At 61.0% G+C, this 23663-nt stretch carries 19 protein-coding genes; 18 read left to right on the plus strand and 1 reads right to left on the minus strand.

From position 1 onward, the window contains the following. The first annotated feature begins 415 nt into the window (after nt 1–415). Genes V8G57_RS11630 through V8G57_RS11705 form a run of 16 tightly spaced genes read left to right on the plus strand, consistent with a single transcriptional unit; the run spans nt 416 to nt 17784 of the window. Entirely contained in the window at nt 416–1963 is a 1548-nt protein-coding gene (locus V8G57_RS11630; RefSeq protein WP_342829525.1) for a phage tail sheath family protein, read from the plus strand. 12 nt (nt 1964–1975) lie between these two features. Next, the gene (locus tag V8G57_RS11635) at nt 1976–2503 is read left to right on the plus strand and encodes a phage tail protein (RefSeq protein WP_342829527.1); all 528 of its coding nucleotides are present in this window, start codon (nt 1976–1978) and stop codon (nt 2501–2503) included. Between the two features lie 6 nt (nt 2504–2509). Then, on the plus strand, nt 2510–3289 hold the full coding sequence (locus V8G57_RS11640) for a T4 family baseplate hub assembly chaperone (protein ID WP_342829528.1): 780 nt from the start codon (nt 2510–2512) through the stop codon (nt 3287–3289). Further along, nucleotides 3286–4239, plus strand: coding sequence for a hypothetical protein (locus V8G57_RS11645; protein ID WP_342829529.1), 954 nt, complete (start codon nt 3286–3288; stop codon nt 4237–4239). Before V8G57_RS11640 ends, V8G57_RS11645 begins: the two co-directional genes overlap by 4 nt. Beyond that, complete coding sequence (locus V8G57_RS11650) at nt 4236–5471, plus strand: Pvc16 family protein (protein ID WP_342829530.1); 1236 nt, start codon at nt 4236–4238, stop codon at nt 5469–5471. Before V8G57_RS11645 ends, V8G57_RS11650 begins: the two co-directional genes overlap by 4 nt. Beyond that, entirely contained in the window at nt 5468–7618 is a 2151-nt protein-coding gene (locus tag V8G57_RS11655) for an ATP-binding protein (RefSeq protein WP_342829531.1), read from the plus strand. Before V8G57_RS11650 ends, V8G57_RS11655 begins: the two co-directional genes overlap by 4 nt. Continuing rightward, nucleotides 7615–7956: a hypothetical protein gene (locus tag V8G57_RS11660; protein WP_342829532.1), complete on the plus strand. Its 342-nt coding sequence runs from the start codon at nt 7615–7617 to the stop codon at nt 7954–7956. Before V8G57_RS11655 ends, V8G57_RS11660 begins: the two co-directional genes overlap by 4 nt. Next, nucleotides 7956–9272, plus strand: coding sequence for an eCIS core domain-containing protein (locus tag V8G57_RS11665; protein WP_342829533.1), 1317 nt, complete (start codon nt 7956–7958; stop codon nt 9270–9272). The genes V8G57_RS11660 and V8G57_RS11665 overlap by 1 nt, the downstream gene beginning before the upstream one ends. After that, the gene (locus V8G57_RS11670) at nt 9269–11539 is read left to right on the plus strand and encodes an eCIS core domain-containing protein (RefSeq protein ID WP_342829534.1); all 2271 of its coding nucleotides are present in this window, start codon (nt 9269–9271) and stop codon (nt 11537–11539) included. The genes V8G57_RS11665 and V8G57_RS11670 overlap by 4 nt, the downstream gene beginning before the upstream one ends. A gap of 30 nt (nt 11540–11569) precedes the next feature. Further along, nucleotides 11570–12232, plus strand: a complete 663-nt coding sequence (locus tag V8G57_RS11675) for a hypothetical protein (protein WP_342829535.1) — start codon at nt 11570–11572, stop codon at nt 12230–12232. Further along, on the plus strand, nt 12229–12600 hold the full coding sequence (locus tag V8G57_RS11680) for a LysM peptidoglycan-binding domain-containing protein (protein ID WP_342829536.1): 372 nt from the start codon (nt 12229–12231) through the stop codon (nt 12598–12600). The genes V8G57_RS11675 and V8G57_RS11680 overlap by 4 nt, the downstream gene beginning before the upstream one ends. A 37-nt stretch (nt 12601–12637) precedes the next feature. After that, nucleotides 12638–13765, plus strand: coding sequence for a hypothetical protein (locus tag V8G57_RS11685; RefSeq protein WP_342829537.1), 1128 nt, complete (start codon nt 12638–12640; stop codon nt 13763–13765). Beyond that, a complete protein-coding gene (locus tag V8G57_RS11690; RefSeq protein ID WP_342829538.1) occupies nt 13762–14322 on the plus strand; it encodes a phage baseplate assembly protein V in 561 nt (186 codons plus the stop codon). The genes V8G57_RS11685 and V8G57_RS11690 overlap by 4 nt, the downstream gene beginning before the upstream one ends. 1 nt (nt 14323) lies before the next feature. Then, entirely contained in the window at nt 14324–14647 is a 324-nt protein-coding gene (locus tag V8G57_RS11695; RefSeq protein WP_342829539.1) for a hypothetical protein, read from the plus strand. Nucleotides 14648–14689: 42 nt separating this feature from the next. Then, nucleotides 14690–15049, plus strand: a complete 360-nt coding sequence (locus tag V8G57_RS11700) for a GPW/gp25 family protein (RefSeq protein WP_342829541.1) — start codon at nt 14690–14692, stop codon at nt 15047–15049. Beyond that, nucleotides 15049–17784 carry a putative baseplate assembly protein gene (locus tag V8G57_RS11705; RefSeq protein WP_342829542.1) on the plus strand — a complete coding sequence of 912 codons (2736 nt, stop codon included), beginning with the start codon at nt 15049–15051 and terminating at the stop codon, nt 17782–17784. Before V8G57_RS11700 ends, V8G57_RS11705 begins: the two co-directional genes overlap by 1 nt. Nucleotide 17785: 1 nt before the next feature. On the opposite strand, the gene V8G57_RS11710 is transcribed toward V8G57_RS11705, so the two are convergent. After that, the gene (locus V8G57_RS11710) at nt 17786–17908 is read right to left on the minus strand and encodes a hypothetical protein (RefSeq protein WP_342829543.1); all 123 of its coding nucleotides are present in this window, start codon (nt 17906–17908) and stop codon (nt 17786–17788) included. A 61-nt stretch (nt 17909–17969) separates the two neighbouring features. On the opposite strand from V8G57_RS11710, the gene V8G57_RS11715 reads away from it, so the two are divergent. Beyond that, entirely contained in the window at nt 17970–21497 is a 3528-nt protein-coding gene (locus V8G57_RS11715) for a putative baseplate assembly protein (RefSeq protein WP_342829544.1), read from the plus strand. Further along, nucleotides 21494–23656, plus strand: coding sequence for a hypothetical protein (locus V8G57_RS11720; protein ID WP_342829545.1), 2163 nt, complete (start codon nt 21494–21496; stop codon nt 23654–23656). The genes V8G57_RS11715 and V8G57_RS11720 overlap by 4 nt, the downstream gene beginning before the upstream one ends. The last annotated feature ends 7 nt before the right edge of the window (nt 23657–23663 follow it).

Here is a 23663-nt window from a genome sequence, read left to right on the forward strand (position 1 = left end):
TGCCTGCCAGTCCATCTATCCGCGGCCGGCGAAGTTGAAGCGCGAGGCCGCGTCAAAAAACTTGACTTCCAAATGAACAGAAACTATGTTGAATTCAAGCGATATTGACGTACGGCAACAACATAAAAAACCTTCCTCCAGTTGCGCGCAGCAATGCGGGAGAAGCTTGTGGCTAGCGTTATCTAGGGACCTATCGTGAGCACTCTCCCCCGCGTTCATCACCATATTGCCGCTGTGGCGAGCGAGTTTGTCCTCGCCCGATGCCTCCGGACTCTTTCGTCAGGTCAGTAATCAGGAAACGTGCTCCTCTGAAGTAAGGGCACGCCACGATTGTTGTGCAAGACGTTTTGATGCTTCTAATTGTGGGCAAGTCTCGGAAGACGATTCTCCGAGGGTTTGCTGAAGGAGATGCTCCATGCCTGTCGCAGTCAGCTATCCTGGTGTCTATGTCCAGGAAATTCCCAGTGGTGTACGGACTATCACCGGCGTCGCCACTTCCATCGCAGCTTTTGCGGGCTGGGCTCCTAAGGGACCGATCGACTCGGCGGGACTTGTCCTGAGCTGGTCGGACTATTCCCGCCAGTACGGCGGCATGGACACCCGCAGTTTATTGGGTTATGCGGTATCGCATTTTTTTGCCAACGGCGGACAGCAATGCTACATCGTACGGCTGGCCAACAGCGGCAGCGCGGTTGTCACTGAAAATGCCGCAGCAGCCGCAGTCACGCTCGATACCAAGCTCACGGTCACCGCTGCCAACCCTGGGCTATGGGGCCAGGATTACGCGATCGTGACCGCCAAACGCGCAGACGATGCTACCCGCTTTCGGCTGGCCGTGGTCAACATCAAACAAGACCCCAAGGGCGTTACTGCTGAAGTATTCGAGAATTTGTCGATGCTGCCAGGTGATGCGCGCTTTGTCGGAACGGTACTCAAGCAGGACTCAGCGCTGGTAACCGCCTCGGTGGTCAACAACGCAACCGATCCGCCAGCCGACACCGTCATTCCGGCCAATGGCATTATTCCCGATGCCGCCAAACTGGCCGGCGGCGCCGACGGCACCGTATTGGCGCCGTCCGATGCCGCCTTCGGCACCGCCCTCCTCCCTCCTAGCCAGGTAGGCGGAGTGTACCTGCTCGACCATGTCGACCTGTTCAACCTGTTAATCGTGCCGGGTGAAAGCGACGCCACCACCTTGTCCACCCTGGAAGCATATTGCCGCGATCACCGTGCATTCCTGATCGCCGACTGCGCATCGGACGCCACCTTTACCTCGCAGAAGAACGGCGCAACCGGACTCACCGGCGACAATGCAATCAACGCCGCTTATTATTTTCCTTGGGTGAATGCACCCGATCCCTTGAAAGAAAACCGCCTGAAAGCATTCCCGCCCAGCGGCTTTGTCGCCGGCCTGTATGCCAAGACCGATGCCAGCCGAGGTGTCTGGAAAGCGCCTGCAGGAACCGATGCCAGCCTGAGCGGAGTGGCCGGCGCAGCCGTGCCCCTGACTGACAAGGAAAATGGCGTGCTCAATCCGCAGGCGATCAATTGCATCCGCGACTTCAACGTGTACGGCACCATCATCTGGGGCGCACGTACCTTGCGCGGCAACGATTCTGTCGGCTCGGAATGGAAATATGTGCCGGTGCGCCGTACCGCCCTGTTTATAGAGGAAAGCCTGTACCGCGCGCTCAAGTGGGTGGTATTCGAGCCTAACGATGACCCCTTGTGGGCGCAGATCCGTCTCAATGTGGGCGCGTTCATGCAGAACCTGTTCCGCCAAGGCGCGTTCCAGGGCAAGACCCCGCAGGACGCCTATTTTGTCAAATGCGACAAGGAAACCACGACGCAGAACGATATCAACCTGGGCATCGTGAATATCGTGGTAGGTTTTGCTCCGCTCAAGCCTGCTGAATTCGTGGTCATCCAGATTCAGCAAATCGCCGGGCAGATAGCGACCTAAGGAGAGATCGTCATGGCCGAATTTACCGTCAATGCGCAGCGTTTCGATCCGTACAAGAATTTCAAATTCCGGGTCAAGTGGGATGGGCGCTACGTGGCAGGCGTGAGCAAGGTAGGCATGCTCAAGCGTACGACCGAGGTGGTCAAGCATCGCGAAGGCGGCGATCCAAGCAGCAGCCGCAAATCGCCTGGCAGAACCGAGTTTGATGCCATCACGCTGGAGCGCGGCGTCACGCACGATACCGAGTTCGAAAAATGGGCGAACAAGGTCTGGCATGTCGGCGCCGGCCTGGGAGCGGAAGTATCGCTGAGAGACTTCCGCAAGGATATGCTGATCGAGGTCTATAACGAGTCGGGCCAGCTGGCGATGACCTATAAAGTCTACCGTTGCTGGGTATCCGAATTCCAGGCGCTGCCGGACCTGGATGCGAATGCCAATGCAGTGGCGATCCAGCACATCAAACTGGAAAACGAGGGATGGGAGCGCGATCAGGAAGTGCCTGAACCGAGCGAACCGAGCTTCACTGTTCCAGCGGGATGAACAAAAATGCGCACGCTGTCGGCTTCGGAATTGCTGGGAGTCTGGGAGCGCGGGCGAGTCCAAGGGCCGATCGAGCAAGCCCTGCTGTTGCTGGCGACCGCGTGTCCCGATGCTTCCGCTGACGAATTGGACTGTCTTCCCATCGGGTTGCGTGACCATGCTTTGCTGACTTTGCGCGAATCGACTTTCGGCAGCAGCATTTCCAGCGTAGTCGAATGCCCGCGATGCGGCGAGCGGCTGGAGTTTGATTTTCATGCAGCCGAACTATGTCGTGATTCACCATCTGACGTGGTTGCGACCAAGGCAGATTCGGAAGCCGAAAACATCCTGCTCCTGGACATCGAAGGCTACGCATTGCGCTTTCGCTGCGTCAACAGCCAGGACCTGGCGGCGCTGCAGCGGCAGGCATTGGCTGCCGACGATCAGGGCCGCCAGCTTGGCCGCTACACACTGTTGGAACGCTGCGTATTGACAGCGCAACGCGACGGCGATCCGGTGCTGGTTCGCTCCTTGCCCGGCAAGGTGGTCGACGCCCTCGAAAGCCGAATGGCGCAAGCAGATCCGCATGCGGATCTGCGCCTGGCCGTCAGTTGTCCGAACTGCCACCTGCAGTGGCATGCAATTTTCGACATCGTCTCTTTTTTCTGGAGAGAAATCGACACGTGGGCTAAACGGATCCTGCACGAAGTGCATGTCCTCGCCCGCGCCTATGGGTGGCGGGAACAGGACATCCTGAACCTGAGCCCGCTAAGGCGCCAGTGCTATATCGACATGGTGGGCGCATGAGCAGCTTTCTCGACAACCTGTTGGCGCGCAACCTCAGCAAACCTGCCGATAGCGACACCTTGTCCGGCAACACGCAAGAATGGTTGCGGCCGCGCACACCATCCTTGTTTGAGCCAGCCTTGCCAGGAACCGGTGGTCCTGCAATGCAGGATACAGAAGAGGATGAGTCGCACAATGCCGGCGCAACGCCGCACCGGAATAGCGATCCGCGCCGCCAGGGCCATTATGGCCAGGTTAGGCTCGGCGCCGTGCCGGCAGCCCTCGGCGCAACGCCTTTACCTGGTTCTGCACGCAGCAATGCGGCGCCGGATTTCGGGCAGGAGCCTCCCGGCAATTCTGCCGCTGCCGGACAACAAAGCGATGCGCCGCGATTCACGCCAGCTCGCATTGCATCGATGCCTGGGGTCGAAGATGCGCCGGTCATTGAACCAGGCGGATCAGGCAGGAATCGGCGCCGGACTGCAGACAACATCGATGAAACAGCCGGTTTCGATACACGCTTGCGGTCCACTGAATCGCAATTGCGAAACCTGGTCCGGCGCTCGGCGCCCGAAGTCCGGCCCTCGCACGAGGCTGGCGCAGAGCGACGCGACGAAGCGCGTACACGGCTGGCTGCGCCCGCACCTTCGCGCACCGCTGCGATGCCGTCCACCCCGTTCAATGCAGTTTCGCAGGCAGCACTCGATTCGGCGCTGCGATCCCAGCTGCAAGCGCGTGCCGGCCAGTCACGTTCCAGCGCGGCGCCACGCGGCGGGATACACGGCAGTGCAGGCGAAAGCGGCGCCGGGCAACGCACATCGAACATACAAGTATCGATAGGCCGCATCGAAATTCGCGCGGCCAGTGCCGGCACACCGGCGCCGTCGCCAACACGCAAGGAAAGGCCTGCGCCCCAAGCGATCGGCCTGGATGAGTATTTGCGGCAACGTGCAAGCGGAGGCCGCGAATGAGCAATTCACTGGCTATCGCCGCCGCCACGGCAACCTTGCAGGCACTTGTCGGGCAAGGCGTGCGCACCGAGCCCGATCTGAACGATACGACTGTCACGACCTTGTCGCCCGACAAGGCGCGCGACAGCAATAATTCGGCCAACCAAATCAACCTGTTCCTGTACCAGATGCTGCCCAATGCCGCCTGGCGTAATCGCGACATGCCGCGCCAGGTCATGCCGGGCGAGACCGGCATGCCGCCGCTGGCGCTGGATTTGTATTTCCTGATGACGGCTTACGGCCGTAATAACGATGTCACGCAACCGTTCAGCCATCAGCTGCTGGGGCGGGCGATGAGCGTGTTATACGATCATGCATTGCTCGGCCCGGACGAAATACGTGCCGCGATTACGGCATCAATGCCGAATAGCGACCTGGACCGTCAGCTGGAGCGGGTGCGCATCACGCTGCAACCGCTGTCGCTGGAGGAAATTTCAAAGCTGTGGACCGGTTTCCAGACGCAATATCGCTTGTCGGTCGCCTATGCCGTCAGTGTTGTCCTGCTGGAAAGCACACAGCCGGTCAAGACGCCGATACCGGTACTCACGCGCGGACCGGGAGACAGCGGCGTGGCCTCGCAAGGCAGCCTGATACCGCCATTCCCGGGATTGGATGCGGTCATCCCGCCGAAACGGCAAGTGAGCGTCAGGTTGGGCGAACTGCTCACGCTCGCCGGCCATCACCTGGCCGGCGCCAATATCGGCGTGGCATTTCAGCATCCGCTGTGGAGTACGCCGGTCGAGACCGCTCCGGAAGCCGGCGCGAGCGACGTGCAGCTTACCGTCAAGTTACCCGATCAGCCGGCCGCCTGGCCTGCCGGTTTCTACACGATTGCGGTATTGGTCCAGCGTCAAGGAGAAAGCTATCGGCGCAGCACCAGCCAAATGTCGTTTTCAGTCGCTCCCAGCATGACGATTGCGCCTGCGACAACGGTTGCCGGCAATATTACGTTCACTGTGACCTGTTCACCCGAAGCACGCCCCGAACAGCGCGTCATGCTGCTGCTGGGGGACCAGGAAATCATGGCGCAGAGTTTTGCTGTTCAAACCAATACACTGAGCTTTCAGGCAATGGACGTTGGCGCCGGCACGTATTGGGTGCGCTTGCGCATCGACGGTGTCGACAGCCTGCTGGTGGATCGCTCCGTGAGTCCGCCCTTGTTTGACCCCAGCCAGAAAGTAACCGTCACATGAGCGGCTCGACCAATTGGCAAGATGCCAACGCCGAATATCTGTCGACCGCGCTGGCGTGGCTGCGCGGCCGGCTGGAGGCGCACACGGGACAAGTGGCGGAGATCGCACCTTTGCCTGTGACGGCATCTGCTACCGCATCCGCCACGCAGGCGGCTTCGCCAGTCTCGTTCTGGCAGCGCGCTTTCAAGGCCGCGGTCCAACAGGCGCCTGCCCAGCTGACAAGTGCCCCAGTATCGATGCGGACAACCAAGGCAGGGGCACTGACAGCAAAGAACTCTTCTGAATTGGCAACGAGCAATGCCAACGGCGCGCCCCTCCCCGCCCTGCCGCTGCTGGCAAAACAGCTTGGCCTGTCTACCTTCGAACAGGATGTCTTGCTCTTGTGTGTCGCCATGGAGCTGGATACCGGGCTGGCCGCCCTGTGTGCACGCGCCAACGGCGACGCAAGCCGGATCTATCCGACATTTGCGCTGGCAATGACGCTATTCGACGCACCGGCATGGGAAGTCTTGTCGCCGCAACGTCCCTTGCGCTATTGGAGGCTGATCGAAATCAATCAACCGGGCGCCCAGCCGCTCATCACCAGCGCATTGCGGGCGGACGAGCGAATCGTCAACTACCTGAAGGGCCTGAACTACCTCGATGACCGGCTCGCGCCTTTGGTAACGCCGCTGGCCTCGCCGTCGTCCCAGGTAGATCCGCCTGCCTCTCAAGCTGCTGTTGTCGAGACCATCGTCGATCAACTCAAATCGCATGGCGGAACACGCATACCGCTGGTGCAACTGCTCGGTACCGACACGGCCAGCAAGGAGCTCGTCGCGCAATCGGCGGCAAAGGCATTTGCGCTGCAGCCATATCGCATGCCCGCCCGCCATCTGACCGTATCGGCTGGAGAACTGGAGAGGATCGCGCGGCTATGGCAGCGCGAAAGCCTGCTGTTGCCGCTTGCCCTGTACCTGGACACGCAGGAGATCGGCAGCGACGACACGCACAGCGAGCCCGGTGTGGCGGTCAATCGTTTCCTCTCCCGTATCGATTGCGTGATTTTCCTCGATAGCCGCGATCCCTGGTCCGGTGTCGCGCCAACCAGTATTTCCGTAGACATTGGCAAACCCAGTTCCGAAGAACAACAGGCGATCTGGGCCGCAGCATTGGGCGACGCCGCGGGGGAAAGCCCGGCGCTGCTGGCCGGACAGTTCGATTTGAATTTCGCGCGCCAGCAGCAGCTGGCCCGCCAGGCACTGGCGCAAACCGCCGACGCTCAGGCGCCCTTGCAAACACGCTTGTGGGACGCCTGCCTGGCCAGCACCCGTCCGCAAATGGGCGCCATGGCGCAGCGGCTTGATCCCAAGGCGTGCTGGGATGACCTGATTTTGCCGGCTTCAGAAAACGGACTATTGCGCCAGATCGCTGCCCAGGTGGGACAGCGCGGCACCGTATACAACCAATGGGGATTCCGCAGCAAAATGAATCGCGGACTCGGCATCAGCACCTTGTTCGCCGGCGAAAGCGGAACCGGAAAAACCATGGCAGCCGAAGTCATCGCCAACGATCTGCGGCTCAACCTGTATCGCATCGATCTCTCCGCCGTGGTCAGCAAATACATCGGCGAAACAGAGAAGAACCTGCGCCGGCTGTTCGATGCCGCTGAAGACGGAGGTGCAATCCTGTTCTTCGACGAAGCGGACGCCTTGTTCGGCAAGCGCAGCGAAGTCAAGGATAGCCATGACCGCTACGCGAATATCGAAACCAACTATCTGCTGCAGCGCATGGAAGCCTATCGCGGCTTGGCCATACTTGCGACCAATATGAAGAGTGCGCTTGATCCGGCCTTTCTGCGGCGCTTGCGCTTCGTTGTGAATTTTCCTTTCCCCGGGGCGGCAGAACGCAAGGTAATGTGGCAGCAGGCCTTCCCGCCACAGGCGCCCACCGATGGGCTGGATTTCGATCGCCTGGCCAAGCTCAACCTTACCGGCGGCCACATCCACAACATAGCGATTAATGCAGCTTTCCTGGCGGCGCGAGCCAAGGGCCGGATCACCATGCCAGTTGTGCTGGATGCCGCTCGTACCGAGTTCCGCAAATTGGAGCGGCCAATCAACGAGGCGGATTTCCGCTGGTCCGCCGTTTCGGGACTGGTGGCATGAACACGCCTCCGGAAAGGATCACGGTGCATATCGAGCGCCTGGTGTTGGATGGCATGCCGATCGGCAAGGCGCAAGCGCCAGCGCTGCAAGCCGCGATCGAGGCCGAATTGGCGCATTTGCTGGCTGTTCATGGGATCGCGGACGAATTTCGCTCAGGTGCGGCATTGGGCAGCATTCGCACCGGGACAATGACCCTGTCCGGTGAAAATAAGCCTGGCGGGCTCGGCCGGAAAATTGCCCGGGCGGTGCATGCGGGCATTGGGAACGTGCAGGCGAGCGCCGGACACGAAGAAAGCCATGAAGCGGTTGCAGCGACAGTACCGCGAGGAGCACGCTGATGAGCAAGCAGACAAGCAGCCACAACAGGCCAAAAGTTGCGGCCGGCGGTTCTTCGAATCCGAGTGTGGCCCGGCGCACCCACACGCTTGGGCCGCACGTCAATCTGCAACGAGATGTCGGCAGCGCGCCGGTCCGGGATGAGATCGATACATCGGCAGTGACGAATGTATTGAAATCGCCGGGACGGCCACTGGATGCATCGACACGCGCCATGATGGAACCGCGCTTTGGCTACGACTTCAGCCGCGTGCGCGTGCATAACGACGCGCAAGCCGCGATGTCAGCCCAGGCAGTGCAGGCGAATGCCTATACCGCCGGCCCCGACATGGTGTTTGGGGCTGGCCAATATGCTCCCCATTCGACGCAGGGACAACGCTTGATGGCGCACGAACTGAGCCATGTGGTGCAGCAGGCATCCGGGCCTGTCGCGGGCGCACCGGTTGCCGACGGACTGTCGATCAGCCAGCCGTCCGATCCGTTCGAGCAGAGTGCTCGCGCGAACGCAATGGAACTGGATAGCGCAAATACGAGTGGACGCAACGCTCAGGCCGGCAATGGTCCGCATGGTTTGCGGCCTTTGCCTGCTGCTCAGGCGAGTGCGGGCGAGACACATCTGCAAAGGGATGCTGCCGACACCGCCAATACCATCGGCGGCGTGTCAGCCGGCATTGCAGGCGCCGGCCTGCTGGCGGGAATTGTCGGCACGGTATTTTCGGGGCAAAGCGCCGCTGCTGCTGGCCGGCAGGCAGATGCTGCCGAAGCCGCTTCCGTCGGCGCGGCAACGGCCGGCGGCCTTGTCATCAATCACGACACCGTGCCGCCGGGCACGGCAGCCAGCGCGGCGCCTGCGGCTGCGGGAGCGGCCGCCGCCACCGAAACGGAATTACCCACGATTCCCTTGATGCGGATAGGCATCGGCGATGCAATCAATGACTTCGCGGTAATTGGCGTCACCTTGCGCGCCAGCGGCAATACCATCACGGGCGGCCAAACCGAAACGATAGACTCGAACGGCTACGTCGGAGGACTGGCTGGCAACAACCTGTTCATGACCTTGCATGCGCGGCCAACCCCGCCGGTGGCCGGCAAGGACGTGACACGCATCGTGTACGAGGGCAACAACAACCCGGCGCGCCACGGATCGACGAGCCACATTCAGCGTTTTAACGGTGTGATCCGGGTCGATGCGACCGGTGCGATACTCGGCAATCCCGCGCTGGAAGCGCACGCGCATGGCGGGGATCCGGTGCAGGCGAATCCCTCCGGACAACCGCCGGTTCCGGTACGGATAACCACGCCGCCGGAGACAAGATGAGCAGCCGCAGCTTCACAACCGCCCAAGCGCCGGCCAAGCCGCAGGCAGCGCCACCCGTTGCTGCAGGGTTTGCGCAGCGCCGGTGCAGCTGTGGACAACACGTCATAGGCGGCGGCAAGTGCGCGGAATGCAAGAGAAAAGCTGGTTTGCAAAGAAAAAAGGGAGACCATGCGCAGGATCTCGGCGACATGGACGTATTGCCAGATGCCGTTCCGCAAACTCAGGGGCAACCGATAAGCGGACTAACACGCGCCTTCATGGAAACACGTTTCCAGCATGATTTCAGCCAGGTGCGGGTGCATACGGGCAGCACAGCGGCGGAATCGGCGCAGGCTGTCAACGCATTGGCGTACACGGTTGGGCGCGACATTGTGTTCGGCGCCGATCAGTACATGCCGCATACCGCAAGCGGCGCGCTGCTGCTAGCGCATGAGCTGACCCATGTGGTGCAACAAGCCAATGTTGCCCCGTCCGCCTCCTCTAAACCAATCAGCGATCCCGACGATGCCGCCGAGCGCGAAGCCGATGCTGTCGCCAGCCAGGTCGTCAGCGGCGACGATCACCAGCCGGTTGCGGTCAGGCAGTCGCCAATCGCCGCACTGCACGCGCTGGATCAAGGGACTGGAATCGGCATCGGCATCGGGATCGGCGTGGCAGGCTTCGGCGCCCTGGCCATCGCGGGACTCGCCGGCGCCTTCGACAAGACCGAATTCAGCGATCAGGAGCTGACAAACTACCTCGCAGTGCTCGATACCGGACGCATCGAAGGCCATACCGACAGCGACAACAAGGCGCGTGCCTTGGTCAAGCGCTGGGTTACCGGCACCTCCAGCTTTTTGCTCAGCCCTGTGCGCAAGATGTTCATGATCCGTGAAATGCAGGATGGCTTTGTCAGCGACGATGACCGCGAAGGAATTCTTACACTGCTGGAAAACAGCCCTGACATGGGCTTGGCCGCGATCCTGAGTCCGCCCTTGAATTTCCCTTCATTGCTTAGCGATTTGAACTCTGGCGCCTTTGCCAATCGCACAATCCTGTTTTTCGTGAAACGCATGAGCCTGCACAGCGATCCGCTGCTTGCGCAGTTCGTGTCATGGTATGCGAAAGAAAACTTCGGTTCTGACCAGCAAGCGATGGCGCAGAAAATCTTGCGGGATGTATTGGCGGTTTCCAATCTGGACTTTGCCGATGCCGCCGAATTCAAAAACGAAATTTCCAAACGCTTGCGCATCAGTGGGCTGATGCGAGAGTCGCAGGCCGACTCCAACGGCTTTGACTATCCCGAAAACATCAAGTCGAACGACGTCAATGAACCTAACGGATGTGCTGACTATCAGGCGCCTCCGGAGGGCTCCATTTATAATCCTGCGAATGCCCGGGTCAACAAGGCTGCGCGCGACTACTGGTCGAACGTAGTGACGACGAACGGTGCGGCGAACCCGAGCGAACGTAATCTCAGTTATTACTTCGACCTCAGTCCCAAAGGCAAGGAAAACGCTTACGAAGCATTAAAGACGCTGTTCACGCCGCAAGACAGCATCTGCGACAAGACCTTGATTCATTGCGACTACCTGGTCAATGTCATTCAGTTCCGGACCTACGCCGAGACCATCGGGATCGATAAATTCAACGATTATGTCAAAGGCGGCCGCATCCTGATGCGCCTGACTTATACCGGTTTTTCGGACCCATACCAGGTACAGGACCGGCCTTCGCCCAAGGGGCTCGGTTATAGCCAGAATGCAAGGCCTCAATCGCGCTCCGATCTCATGATCGGCGACCACGTGACATTCTGGAACCATCTGGCATTCGATGGCTTGAACGAGATAACCGGTTCCCCCTGGCGGTTGGAGAATGCGGTCCTGGTCGACAAGGGCGCCAAGGGAGAGGATATGTTTCAAGGGCACGGATCCGGCGCTCCGGTCAACGAGCATGAAATGCTAAAGGAGTTGGCGGTAGCGTTCAACGGGTTGGCCAAACCTGCCTTGGCCGCGACTGAAGAGATGAAACTCGGACACCTGCAGCAATCCGAATTTGTGCAAAAGTACGGTCATCAAGTGCGCATGCAACAGGGGCGATGGGTCGTCGTCGACCCGGGACGCGAATCGTTCCGCAATGGCTGGATCTACGACTTGCGCCCTGTCGATGAAGCCAATCCCGAGGCGGATCCATGGTTGCCTGGCCTCAAAGACCCGATGAACCTGAATCAAATGAATGTGGTTGACCGCCCGATCGAATCCGCGCCGGGAAAAGCGCCAACGCCGTGACCGCGACCATACAGGACAGGCAGACACCCGATGAGCACATTTCCTAATTCACCGCGCATCTTGAAAGGCGGCATCGTCCTGCTCGATCCGGACAAATTCACCGTGCTGCCCAACGGCGTGATCGTGCTGCAGTACAACCCGGATACGCTGACGCGCACCCTCAAGATCAAGGGGGCGGAGGAAGGCGGAGACCGTTCCGAGGCGATGCGCCTGACCGGCCCGCCGGTGGAGACCATCAAGCTGGACGCGGAAATCGACGCGACCGATCAACTGGAATTTCCAGACAAGAATCCGACTGCCGCGCAACTGGGCATTTTCCCGCAACTGGCGGCACTGGAAGCGTTGGCATATCCCGCCAGCGCCTCCTTGCAGAACAACTTCAGCCTTGCCCAGCAAGGCACGCTGGAAATCATGCCGATGGTGGCGCCGCTCATGCTGTTCATCTGGAGCGCCAGCAGGATCGTGCCGGTACGCCTGACCGACTTCAGCATTACCGAAGAAGCATTCGATCCGTCGCTCAATCCGATCCGCGCCAAGGTCAGCCTGGGTCTGCGGGTACTGAGCATCGACGACCTGAACTTCGCCGACAAGGGCGGCAGCCTGTATATGGTGTATCAGCAGCAAAAGGAACGCATGGCAAATATGAATACCGGCGGCACCTTGAGCGCGCTGGGCGTGAGGGGGCCGCTATGAGCAATCCGATGACCGATCCGGTACAAGCCATGCTGGCGCAAAGTGCGCTGAAGAATACACAGTTCACCAATCTCAGCCGCTACTATGGCGTTGAAACCGTCACCCTGGTGCTGCCGCAAGGAAAAATGATTTCCTGCCTGAAGCGGCGCTTTCTCCCTGGCGCCGATCAGTTTCAATTGCTGGAGGAACACACCGTCAGACAGGGCGAACGGCTCGACAATATCGCCGCCCGCTACCTCGGCGACCCGGAGTTGTTCTGGCGCATCTGCGACGCCAACAGCGCGATGCGGCCGGAGGAACTGACCGAAACCCTGGCGCGAGTGCTGCGCATCACACTGCCCGAAGGCGTGGCCGGAGTTGCGCTGTGATCTCGTATCCGCGGACCCGCACGGGGAGATCGGCGCCATGAACCGCGGCTTCTATCTCAGCCTGATGATGGGCTCGTTCAATGCCAGCCCCGTGCCGCGCGCAGTGATCGACGCCCTGACCGAAATCCAGGTCACCAGCACGGTCGGCAGCCAAGGCGGATTCCAGTTGAAATTCACGCTCGGCAAGAACTCGGCCATGCAGCAAATGCTGGAAGGCGGCTCGTTCGATCCACGCACGCGCGTCATCATTGCCGTCACGGTCAACGGCAGCACCGAAGTGCTGATGGACGGCATCATCACAAAACAGGACGTGACACCCGCCAGCGGCGCCGGCAAGACCACGCTGACGGTCACCGGGCTCGATTTGACCGCACTGATGGATTTCATAGACCTGACCGGCATTCCCTACCCTGCCTTGCCGAAATTCGTGATTGTGGAGGCGATTCTGGCCAAGTACGCGGTGCTGGGCGTGATCCCGCTGGCGCTGCCGGCCAGCATCCCTACTTTCGAAAATCCGCTCGACCGCTTCATCAAACAGCAAGGCACCGATTATCGCTACGTATCGTCGCTGGCGCGCGAAGACGGCGCCGTATTCTATCTCGACCCGGGGCCGACGCCCGGCAAGAGCCTGGCCTATTACGGCCCGGACCTGAGCAAGATGTTTGGCGGACCGCAGCCCGCGCTGTCGATCAATTTCGACGCCAGTTCGAACATCGACGCCTTGAGTTTTTCCTATGACGGCACGCTGGCGACCCAATATCTGGTCACGATCATCGAACCCAACAGCAAGATTCCGATACCGATTCCGGTGCCGAATCTCGACCTGTTCAAGGCGCCGCTGGCTGCGCATGCGCCGACACCCTTGCGCAGCCAGCAGCTGCGCCCGACCGCCAATCAGAATCCGGCCGGCGCCGCACTGGCTGGCCTGGCTGCCTTGTTCCTCAGTGCGGATGTAGTGAGCGGCAGCGGGCAACTCGACGTCATGCGCTATGGGCGCATATTCAAGGCGCGGCAATTGGCGGCGGTACGTGGCGCCGGGCGTTATTACGACGGCAAGTATTACGTCAAGAGCGTGACCCACAACATCAAGCGCGGTGAATACAAGCAGAGTTTTACCTTGTCGCGCGGCGGCCTCGGTTCTTCAGTGTCACAGGTGAGCATATGAGTGAAGGTCCAAAATTCTTCGGCATCTATCGCGGAACGGTCGTCAACAATATCGATCCGATGCAGATCGGCCGCATCATGGTGACGGTGCCGGACGTCAGCGGCATCACGCCGTCCACCTGGGCCATGCCTTGTGCGCCTGTCGCCGGCAAGCAAAGCGGCGTGTTCATGGTGCCGCAGATCGGCTCCGGGGTATGGCTTCAGTTTGAGGCAGGCGACCCGGACCGGCCGGTCTGGACCGGCGGCTGGTGGGGATTGATGGCTGAAGTGCCGACAGCCGCCGCGGTGCCGCCGGCGATTCCGCCAGGCCAGAACATCATATTCCAGACTACCTTGCAACACTCCTTGATATTGAGCGATGCGGTGCCGTTGCCGGTGGAAGCGCCGGTTCCGGCGCCGGCGCCGCCGGGCACAGGCGGCGTCATCTTGCGCAGCCCGAGCGGCGCGACCATCGTGGTCAACGATACCGGTATCTATATCAACAACGGTAAGGGCGCAACGATAGAAATGATAGGACCGAGCGTGATGATCAATAAAGTAGCCTTGGTGGTGACCTGACATGCCGGGCTTCCTGTTGCATGTCGGTGCAACCGTGCTGTGCGCCCACGGCGGGCAGGCGCAGCCGGCCATGCCGAATCCCCGTGTGCTGGTGAGCGGCCAGCCGACGGTTGCGATGACCGCACCGTACGTCGTCGCCGGATGCGCATTCCCGCCGCCGCCTGCCGCCAACGGGCCATGCGTGACCGCCCAGTTCGTGACCGGATCGGTACGGGTGAGCAGCAACGGCCAGCCGCTGTTGCTGCTGGATAGCCAAGCGATCTGCGCGCCGACCGGGACGCCCTTGATGATCGCGCTGACGCAGGTGCGCGCAACGGCGATGTAGTTCAACCAGAGAACAAGGCAACCGGTCACAGGCGAGGCGACGATGAACATAGACTACCCTTTGCACTTCGACGGACGCGGCCGGACTGCTGCGACCGACGGCAACGACCATATCCGCGACATGATCGAACAATTGCTGTTCACCAATCCGGGCGAACGCGTGAACCGTCCCGACTTCGGCAGCGGATTGATGCAAATGGTGTTTGCGCCGAACAGCCCTGAGCTTGCTGCGGCCTTGCAGTTCACGCTGCAGGCCGCCTTGCAGCGTTATCTGGGCGATCTGATCGAATTGCAAACGCTAGACGTCGGCGCTCAGGATTCGACCCTCAGCATCGTGCTCAAGTATGTGGTGCGGCGTACCTCGCAGAGCCGCACCGACAGCTTTACGAGGAGTACCGCCTGATGGACGATCTACTGCATTGCCAGAGCGGGCAGCGGCGCGAAGATGTGCGTAATGCCAAGCTGTATGGACTCGACTACCTGGAGGTCAGCGATGACCTCCAGGTGACGTTGCTGGTGTATTTCCTCGGCAAGGCGCCGGAACACATCCAGGCAGCTAATGTCCGCATAGCGGGAGGCCAGCGCATACGCGATATCCGCGTCACGCGGCTCAACTTGATGCGCCAGCCTGATCCCACGCTGGACGACGTGATGGAAGTGACGGTCGATCGCTATGGCGACTTTTCTACCTATACGCTAAGTGTGGTGGAGACCGACCAGGCCGGTCGTGCGACCGGGCAGATCATGCTGGGCTTCGACACGCGCTACAGCACGATCTCGTTCAGCTTCAAGGCATCGTGTCCCAGCGACCTTGATTGCAAGGCGGTGCAAAATTGCCCGGCGCCGCTCCGCAGCGAACCGGACATTAATTACCTGGCCAAGGATTACGCCAGTTTCCGCCAACTGATGCTGGACCGGCTGGCGCTGATCATGCCCGATTGGCAGGAAACCCACGTCGCCGATCTTGGCATAGCACTGGTCGAGGTGCTGGCCTACACTGGTGACTACCTCAGCTACTATCAGGATGCGGTGGCCACCGAGGCTTATCTGGCAACGGCACGCCAGCGTATTTCGGTACGGCGCCATGCGCGCCTGGTGGATTATCGAATGCATGACGGCTGCAATGCGCGCGCCTGGCTGAGCATCCATACCGACGCCGACCGCAGCTTCGACGCCAGGCAGGCAAGTTTCATCACCGCCTACCCGGGGGCGCCACGCGACAAACATATACTGACGACGCAGGATCTGGCCAATGTGCCTGCCGGCAGCTACGAAATTTTCGAGCCTCTGGTGTTTGACGGAAATCAAACGCTGCAACTGCATGCGGCTCACAACGAAATCCAGTTTTACACTTGGGGCGATTGCGAATGCTGCCTGGCGTCCGGCGCTACCAGCGCCACGCTGCGCGACCAGTGGGCACGCGGCGGTGCCGACACAGAGATCAATACCGGCAAGCGCATGCTGCAGTTGAAGGCCGGCGATGTGCTGATCTTCGAAGAGATGATCGGTCCCGGAACCGGCAATCCGGCCGACGCTGACCCTCGGCGCCGGCAGGCAGTGCGCTTGACCGATGTCGCGGCCGGCGTCGATCCCTTGTATCAGCAGCCCATCGTCACGATCAACTGGGGGGCGGAGGATGCATTGGCTTTTCCGCTTTGCCTGTCTGCCCAGGCGCCGCCTCCGGAATGCAATTGCCTGGAAAATGTCAGCGTTGCGCACGGCAACGTGGTCTTGGTAGATCATGGCCAGAGCATCAATGAAGTCTTGGGCCAGGTTCCTTTGTACACGATACAAGAGCGTTGCCCCGGCATCTGCGATCCGGCCGACATCCTGGTCACTCCCGGCCGCTTCCGCCCGGCATTGCAGCAGCACCCGTTGACCTTCCGCCAACCGATACAGCTCCAGGAGTCGGCCTGCGCCTTGCTGGCGCAGCAGGTGCGCCAAGCCTTGCCGGCGCTTTCCCTGGATAGCATCGCACCGGCGCCGGACGGCAGCAAGGCCTTGTTTGCGTTCAGCGACGTGCAGGATCCGACCAATCTGGCCAGCATCTTGCACGACGCCAAGGACCAGGCATCGCAAGTCTTGCTGGCGCGTCTGACACCGGCCACACGGCAGGCGCTGGCCGCCTATGATTCCAGCGCGCCGATACCGGCAAGCCTGTTTGCCGGGCTGGCGAAAGAGCTCAATGCGATGCTGCAGACTTGGAGCGCGGCCTGCGATCTTCTCGACAGCGAACCGGACGCGCTCAACATGGTAGTCGAAACCGACAACGATGCCGCTGGTCACGTACGCTTTGCCGAAGCCGCCAGCGAAGGCGCCATGGCGCCGCCGGCCGGCATGCTATTTGAGGCACATTACCGGGTTGGGAATGGCCGTGCCGGCAATGTCGGCGCCGAAACCATTAATTTCCTCGTATTGCGCAGCGAGAGCTGGCCGGGAGCGGAAGTTACTCCGCGCAATCCAATGCCTGCTTGCGGTGGAACCGATCCCGAGGCCCTGGCCGACGTCAAACTGTTCGCCCCGCATGCTTTCCGCAAGACCCTGGCGCGCGCGATCACCGCCGACGATTATGCAACGCTGGCAATGCGCAACCCCAAGCTGCAGCGCGCCGCTGCCACTCTGCGCTGGACCGGCAGCTGGTACGAAGTATTGGTGGCGATCGATCCCTTATGCACAGAACAAGCTGATCCCGTCTTGTTAGGCGAGATCAGCAATTATCTCGAGCGCTTTCGACGCATCGGCCATGACCTGGTTGTCAAGCCCGCTCAATACGTGCCGCTGGATGTGGAGTTGAAGATTTGCGTGAAGCCGCACTACTTGCGTGCACAGGTGGAAGCCGCCTTGCTCGACATCTTCAGCAACCGGCTGCTGCCGAGCGGAAAAAAGGGCCTGTTCCACCCTGACAACCTGAGTTTCGGCAACGGCATTTACGCCAGCAAGCTGACCGCGGCGGCGCAAGCGGCGCCGGGCGTACAAGAGGTGGATATCGTCAAGCTGGAGCGTTACTTCGAGGGGCCGAACGACGAGGTGCAAAACGGCGTCTTGCAACTCGGCCCGCTGGAAGTGGCGCAGCTGGACAATAACGCAAGCTTGCCCGAAAACGGCCGGCTTGCGTTTGACATGAGAGGTGGACGATGAGTCAGCCGCGCAATGCTTCGTCCGGCTGCGCTTCCTGCGGATGCGCAAGCTGCGCCTGTTCAGCCGATCTGTCCTGCGATTGCTGCAGCGGGATTGCCGTGGCGACACCTGTGGCCGAGGCCAACCGCCCTGGCCTGCCTGCCCTCAGCTATCGCGTCGGCACACATGCCACGTTTATGGAGAGCATGTTGGCGCGTCTTACCGGCCTGGCCCTGGATGTGGCGGCGTCGGATGGCAGCAACGTGAATAGTGAAGCAACGCAGCGCATCTACCCGTTGAAGGGCCTGACAACACGCGCGGAAGACGATCCGTCGATTGCGCTGCTGGACGCCTGGGCGACGGTCGGCGACGTGCTCAGCTTCTACCAGGAAAGAATCGCCAATGAGGGATATTTGCGCACTGCCGCCGAACGATTCTCGGTATCCCAATTGGCGCGCCTGGTCGGTTATCGACTGCGCCCCGGCGTCGCCGCCAGCGTCTATCTGGCATTTAATGTGGCCGATGGCTTCCGCGGCGACCTGCCCATGGGTACACGCGCGCAGAGCGTGCCGGATGCGGGCGAATTGCCGCAATTTTTTGAAATCGATGAAAACCTGCCGACGCGCGACACCTGGAATAATTTGAAACCGCGCCTGACCAGGCCGCAACTGATCACCACGCCATTTCAAGCAAGCCCGGCCGCAGCCGGCAGCAACGCGCCAATCGGCAGCGAAGCTGACATCATCGACACCTTGTATTTCCAGGGTACGTCGACCAATTTGAAAAACGGCGACGCGCTCCTGATCGTACTCGATCGCGATAGCGGCCAGCAGGTAGTGCGCTTCATCGAATCGGTCAAGCCGCAGCCGATGCAAAACAGGACTGAAGTGACTCTGCAGCAAGATCCGTTCGTGGTGCAATACGGACATCAGGTACTCGACAACGTCAAGAATGCACTGCAGCCGTATATCGAAGAAACCGGCGGCGTTTTCTCCGGCAATCAGGTCGCCGAGCAGGTGGCCGCAATCCTGCAGGTTCTGCTGAACGCTCTCGCCGCCTCCGACGGCACGCCAGAGGCAGCGGAGCCCTTGGTTCGCGATGTGCTCGCCCAAATCCGCGACAAGCACGACCTGGCCGTCAGGCGCAGCTTCACCCGCCTCGAACCATGGCTGAACATGCTTCTCACGACAGTTGAAACCCTGGTCGAGCAAATCCCGCAACTGGACATCAGCCCGTTGCCGCCCGGCGGTCCACCGGTAGCTGCCGCAGCGAGCTCGATGCTGATCTCCGCCTTGTCCAACCTGGATGCCCTGCTTGCGCCGTTGTCGCTGCCGCCTTCGCTGCAGCCAGCCAATGCCAGGCGCCTGGCGCGCACAATCACGCAGGCATTCGCGCCGCAATCCGACATGGCGCCGCGCCTGCTGGCCAATTTCCGCCCTATCGCCGCACCTAGCCTGTACCAGGCCTGGTCCAAGCTTGGCACTGCCGGCGGCGACGTGACCGTGTACGCAATGCGCGTCAAGGCGCCGCTGTTCGGCCATAATGCGCCGCCCAGGATAACCGGCGTGGCAAACGGCGTCGTCACTGCCTACGGCGAATGGCCGGTAGCCGTTGCTGCGACCACCGGAACGCCAGCGCGTTACCATGAAAAAAACGATGTGGTGTCGCTCGATGCCGCCTATGACAAGATCCATCAGCAAGACTGGATCGTGGTCGACACCCGCGCAGTCGATAGCGCTGCAACCAAGATTGTGCCCACGCCGGGCTTGCTGGTTGCAAAAGCCGGCGGATCAACGGCCACCGTCTCGCGCTCGGATTACGGCATGAGCGGCAAGACGACGCGCATCAACCTGCTCGATCCGGCCAGTTTGGATACAGTCAACTGGCTCGACGTGTTTTCGGCAAATGCCGCGAACTCTGTCGACTTCGATGCGATCCGCAATACCACCGTATATGCGCAAGCGGAAGCATTGACCTTGGCCGAGGAACCGCTGGATGCCGACATCGAAGGCGATACGCTCGAACTGGCCGATCTGTATGATGGCCTGGAATCGGGACGCTGGATCATTGTGTCCGGCGAGCGTACCGACATTCCCGAGGTCAGCGGCGTCGCCGCCAGCGAACTGGTCATGGTAGCGGCGGTCGCCCAGGGCACGCGCACGGCGGCATGTGCGGTGTTTCCTGGCACGGCAGCGCCGATTCCATTTGCTCAGGTGTACTACACCAGCGATCCGAATAGCGCGGGCGACCGTCTGGTAGTGGGTAAATTGGCGAAAAATTTCAGCCCCAGCCAGATTCCGCAAGCGGCCATCCCCAATCAACAGTTTTGCGACCAGGTGCAACTTGCCGACGGCCTCTATGCCAATGCGTATGTACCCACAGACGCCGAGCGCAGCGGCAGCTTCAGTGCATTCACCGGAATGCTGCTCGACCCGCAGACCAGGCTGCCGTTCCCGGACGGGCAGATTCCGTCGTCCCAATTCATGAGCGAAGGGCTGTGGGCATGGCGCATCTCGTCAGGCGCCACGCATACCATACTGACGCTGGCCAACAAGCTGGCCTACAGCTACGATGCCGCCACGGTAGTCATCTACGGCAACGTAGCCAAGGCCAGCCAGGGGCAAACTGTCGGCGAGGTGCTGGGCAACGGCGACGCTTCACAGGCGCTGCAGAAATTCGACTTGCACCAGACACCGCTTACCTACCTGCCCGCGCCTACCCCGGCCGGCGCACAGAGCACGCTGGAGCTGCGAGTCAACGACGTGCTGTGGCATGAAGCCGATACGCTGGACGGTCTGCAGCCGACCGCCCGCAGCTACATCCTGCAAACCGATTCCAGCGAAGATGGCGACACCACGTCCATCATTTTCGGCAATGGCCGTCAAGGCGCACGCCTGCCGACCGGCAGCGCAAACGTCAAGGCGACGTACCGCTACGGCATGGGAAAGGCCGGCAACGTCAAGGCACGCCAGATCAGCCAGCTTGCTACGCATCCGCTGGGCGTGCAGGATGTCGTCAATCCGCTTGCAGCCAGCGGCGGCGCCGATGCCGACAGCCGCGACCAGGCGCGCCGCAATGCGCCGTTGGCGGTGATGGCGCTGGACCGGCTGGTATCGACGCAAGACTATGCAGACTTCACGCGCACTTATGCCGGCATCAGCAAAGCCAGCGCAACGCGTCTCACAGATGGCCGGCGCCAGGTCGTACACGTCAGCATTGCCGGGGCAGACGACATTCCGATCGACTTCAATTCCGACCTGTATCGCAATCTGCTGCAGGCGCTGCGTCAGTTTGGCGACGCACAGCAAGCGCTGCAGGTCGTGCCGCGCCGGCTGAAAGTATTGGTGCTGCACGCAGGTGTGCAAATGCAGCCCGACTACCTGTGGGAGGCGGTCGAGCCGAAAATCCGGGCCGCCCTGCTGGAGGCTTTCGGTTTCGATCAGCGCGAGCTGGGGCAAAGCGCCTACCAAAGCGAAGCCATCGGCGCAATCCAGCAGGTAGAGGGCGTGGCCTATGCCGACCTGAAAATATTCGATGCAGTCGCCGAGGGCATCAGTGTCGGCCAATTGGCCAGCCTGGCCGGCAGCTTGACGCTGCAGCCGCACATCGAGGCGGAACTGGCGCGGATCGATCCGGGCGCAACCGATTTTTCCAAACGCATCCTGGCGGCAGAACTTGCCATCTTCACGCCAGCGATACCCGATACGCTCATCCTGACGGAGATCAGACGATGAACACCAATGCCGACCGCCTGTACGATCTGCTTCCAGTCATCTACCGGCAGCGCGACGCTGACCAGGGTTATCCTTTACGCGCCCTGTTACATGTCATCAGCGAACAGGTCAATCTGGTCGAGGCGGACATCGCCCAGCTCTACGACAACTGGTTCATCGAAACCTGCCAGGACTGGGTGGTGCCCTACATCGGCGATTTGATTGCTTACCAACCTGCGCGCGACGCCGGCGAACCCAGCGACATTTCCACGCAGCGCGGGCAGATGCGCAACCGCGTACTGATCCCGCGCCGCGACGTGGCCCATACCATACGCGACCGCCGCCGCAAAGGCACACTTGCCGTGCTGGAGTCGTTAGCGCAGGACGTGGCCGGCTGGCCGGCTCGCGCGGTCGAATTTTACCGTTTGCTGGCGGTGGCGCAGTCGATCAACCACCTGCGCATGCAACGCGGACGCACTGTCGACGTGCGCAACGGCAGCGCGCTGGAGCGGCTGGGCGGCCCATTTGAGGAATTGGCGCACACTGCCGATGTGCGCCGTATCATTTCGCAGCACCGCATCGGGCGCTTCAATATTCCCAGCGTGGGGGTCTACGTTTGGCGCCTGAAATCCTATTCGGTCACAGAGGCGCCGGCCAACTGCTACGAAGAAGCCGGACCGAATTGTTTCCATTTCAGCGTGCTGGGCAACGACATCCCGCTGTATACGCCGCCGGCGCAGGCCGAACCGCCGCATCCGCCCCAGGAACTGGACGTGCCGCAAGCAATCCGGCGCCGTCCGTTCGAACAGAGCTTGCTGAAGAAAACCTTTGACTACGTCGGCGCGGGTAAGAGTTTTCAGATCTGGGTCGGCACGCCCAGGCAAGCGATCCCGCAGGAACAGCTGGTGGCCGCGGATTTGAGCGACTGGACCTATCGCCCGCTCCCCGGCCAGGTGGCTGTCGACCCGCTGTTGGGCCGCATCGCATTCCCGCCCAACCAGGCACGCCGTCAAGGCGTATGGGTGTCTTACCACTACGGCTTCAGCGCCGATCTCGGCGGCGGCGAGTACGACCGCACACTGGCGCAGCCGGCACATCATCAGTTATACCTGGTCGGCGAAGGGCAAACTTTTACCCGCATCAACGACGCCCTGGCGCAATGGCAAACCGATCAGCCTGCCAATGCGGTGATAGAACTAAGCGATAGCGGCGTCTATGTGGAACAGATCAATGTCGAACTGAAAGAAAAGCAGACGCTGCAAATCCGCGCTGCCAATCGCAAACGCCCTGTCATCCGCATCCTGGATTGGCAAACCTCCTTGTCTGACAGCTTGAGCGTCAGCGGCGCAAAGGGCGCCTGGTTTACACTCGACGGCGTGCTGGTGACCGGACGTTCAGTGCAAATCAGCGGCGACATTGCCGGCGTCACCATACGGCATTCAACATTGGTGGCAGGCTGGAGCCTGGATTGCGACTGCGCACCGCGCCGCCCGACCGAACCCAGCCTGGAGTTGCTGAATGCGCCCGATTGCATCAATATCGAGCACAGTATCCTGGGCATCATCCAGGTCAACCGCGACGAGGTCAAGCTGGACCCTGGCCGGATATGCATCAGCGACAGTATCGTCGACGCCAACAGTCTCGACCGCATCGCACTGGGCGCACCCGAAGGCTTGTGCGCGCACGCTTTGCTTACCATCGTGCGCAGCACCGTGTTCGGGAGAGTGCAGACGCATGCAATCGAATTAGCCGAGAATTGCATCTTCATGAGTCCGCTGCTGGCATGCCGCCGCCAGTTCGGCTGCCTACGCTTCTGTTACATACCGGCCGGCTCACGTACGCCGCGCCGTTATGAGTGCCAGCCGGATCTGGTGGTGCACGCGGTGACCGATCAATTCAATGCCGGCAACGGCAGCATGTCGCCGCAAGCACGCGACGCCCTGCAGCAGCGTGAACGCACGCGCGTCGTGCCGGATTTCAACAGCACGCGCTACGGCACGCCGACCTATTGCCAGCTTAGCCTTGCCTGCGCCGAAGAAATCGTGCGCGGCGCCGACGACGAAGCCGAAATGGGTGTTTTTCACGACCTGTATCAAACGCAACGGGTCGCCAATCTGCGCGCACGTCTCGACGAATATACACCGGCAGGAATGAACGCCGGCATCCTGTTTGCCAGCTAGGAGATCC

The organism is Collimonas rhizosphaerae, assembly GCF_038896935.1.
GTDB lineage: Bacteria > Pseudomonadota > Gammaproteobacteria > Burkholderiales > Burkholderiaceae_D > Collimonas > Collimonas rhizosphaerae.

Coding starts and splice junctions, on each gene's coding strand:
- V8G57_RS11630 (WP_342829525.1), top strand. CDS start 416: ATGCCTGTCGCAGTCAGCTATCCTGGTGTCTATGTCCAGGAAATTCCC.
- V8G57_RS11635 (WP_342829527.1), top strand. CDS start 1,976: ATGGCCGAATTTACCGTCAATGCGCAGCGTTTCGATCCGTACAAGAAT.
- V8G57_RS11640 (WP_342829528.1), top strand. CDS start 2,510: ATGCGCACGCTGTCGGCTTCGGAATTGCTGGGAGTCTGGGAGCGCGGG.
- V8G57_RS11645 (WP_342829529.1), top strand. CDS start 3,286: ATGAGCAGCTTTCTCGACAACCTGTTGGCGCGCAACCTCAGCAAACCT.
- V8G57_RS11650 (WP_342829530.1), top strand. CDS start 4,236: ATGAGCAATTCACTGGCTATCGCCGCCGCCACGGCAACCTTGCAGGCA.
- V8G57_RS11655 (WP_342829531.1), top strand. CDS start 5,468: ATGAGCGGCTCGACCAATTGGCAAGATGCCAACGCCGAATATCTGTCG.
- V8G57_RS11660 (WP_342829532.1), top strand. CDS start 7,615: ATGAACACGCCTCCGGAAAGGATCACGGTGCATATCGAGCGCCTGGTG.
- V8G57_RS11665 (WP_342829533.1), top strand. CDS start 7,956: ATGAGCAAGCAGACAAGCAGCCACAACAGGCCAAAAGTTGCGGCCGGC.
- V8G57_RS11670 (WP_342829534.1), top strand. CDS start 9,269: ATGAGCAGCCGCAGCTTCACAACCGCCCAAGCGCCGGCCAAGCCGCAG.
- V8G57_RS11675 (WP_342829535.1), top strand. CDS start 11,570: ATGAGCACATTTCCTAATTCACCGCGCATCTTGAAAGGCGGCATCGTC.
- V8G57_RS11680 (WP_342829536.1), top strand. CDS start 12,229: ATGAGCAATCCGATGACCGATCCGGTACAAGCCATGCTGGCGCAAAGT.
- V8G57_RS11685 (WP_342829537.1), top strand. CDS start 12,638: ATGAACCGCGGCTTCTATCTCAGCCTGATGATGGGCTCGTTCAATGCC.
- V8G57_RS11690 (WP_342829538.1), top strand. CDS start 13,762: ATGAGTGAAGGTCCAAAATTCTTCGGCATCTATCGCGGAACGGTCGTC.
- V8G57_RS11695 (WP_342829539.1), top strand. CDS start 14,324: ATGCCGGGCTTCCTGTTGCATGTCGGTGCAACCGTGCTGTGCGCCCAC.
- V8G57_RS11700 (WP_342829541.1), top strand. CDS start 14,690: ATGAACATAGACTACCCTTTGCACTTCGACGGACGCGGCCGGACTGCT.
- V8G57_RS11705 (WP_342829542.1), top strand. CDS start 15,049: ATGGACGATCTACTGCATTGCCAGAGCGGGCAGCGGCGCGAAGATGTG.
- V8G57_RS11715 (WP_342829544.1), top strand. CDS start 17,970: ATGTTGGCGCGTCTTACCGGCCTGGCCCTGGATGTGGCGGCGTCGGAT.
- V8G57_RS11720 (WP_342829545.1), top strand. CDS start 21,494: ATGAACACCAATGCCGACCGCCTGTACGATCTGCTTCCAGTCATCTAC.